Origin of the sequence: Halolactibacillus sp. JCM 19043, assembly GCF_001310395.1 — a bacterium.
In the GTDB taxonomy this organism is placed as follows: Bacteria; Bacillota; Bacilli; order Bacillales; family Amphibacillaceae; genus Halolactibacillus; species Halolactibacillus miurensis.
The window spans coordinates 1-1,165 of sequence record NZ_BAXD01000079.1; the positions used below are offsets into that span (position 1 = coordinate 1).

At 41.2% G+C, this 1,165-nt stretch carries 1 protein-coding gene; it reads right to left on the reverse strand.

Annotated elements, in window-relative coordinates:
- A partial coding sequence (locus JCM19043_RS15670; protein ID WP_156321453.1) for an ISL3 family transposase occupies positions 1 to 936 on the reverse strand: 936 nt, incomplete at its 3' end.
- Positions 937 to 1,165 lie beyond the last annotated feature (229 nt).

Here is a 1,165-nt window from a genome sequence, read left to right on the forward strand (position 1 = left end):
CCGTTGGAGAAAGTCATGGTTTGCTTTTAGTTCATCAGAATACTTTAACATAGTATCTACAACAGATTTAGATGGCAGTTGCCCGAACATGGTATAGTGCTTATACTCTGTACTTGAAAGGTCCTCGCTAGGTTTTAACATTAGTCGCCAGTATCGCTTGAGCCGACGGTATTTCTTTTTGTCTTCACCATTTGATGTATTGAATGCCTGCATGATCTTGACACGCGTTTTATTCATCGCTCGCGTCATCAATTGTACGATGTGGAAGCGATCAATAATAATCTTAGCGTTCGGAAACAGGTCCTTAATCACGCCTTGATAACTCGCATTCATATCAATCGTCACTGTCTTCACTTTCTTGCGCTGTTTAAAAGTAAAATACGTCGTAAAGTGGTTGCGAATCGTGCGCCCATCACGTTGCGGGAGTATATCTAAGAGATCACCAGAAACCACATCGATATAGATAAAAGCCATCTGTCCTTTAGCGACCTTAAATTCATCAAAAGAAAGGTTTTCAGGTAACGTCCGATCATACGTCTGAAGCTCTTGACTCGCCTTATTAATTTCTCGTTGAACCGTTGTTGGAGAAACAGCACAATCACGGGCAATATCCTTTACTGAACGAGCTTCAGCTGTTTTTATCCCCGCCTGAAGGCACGTATCTTTCGAGATGAAGCACCCTTCATTAACTAGCGATGTTTTCCCCACGAATGTTTTCTGGCATTGTTTACAATAGAAGCGTTGTTTTCTTAATTCGAGATACATCTTTTTCGTTCCCCCAGCGGGAATGACTATCGTTGACGTCTTCGTGCCATTTTTAATAATGGTGTAGTCTTCATTTCCGGCATGACAGCGGTCACAGTGCGTCGGAGTATACGTGAGTGTCCCCTCTAGGAATGTGCAAGCATGGCCATTCTTTGTGCCGCGCGGGCACAATCCTCTTTAAAATTAATATTTTCATCTTGAATATCAAAGGCAATTCTTATAGTATGAGATATAGACAAGTGAGTTCCCTCCTAAGGATTAGTTTTGGTCGACTTCAATTCTACAGGGAAACTCACTTGTTTTCTACATTTAGGCAGAAAAAAGGTGCTAGTGAGTTATTTTAGTGAGCAATCTCTGTCTCACTTAAAATCCCTTTACCAACACCAAATATTATACAACC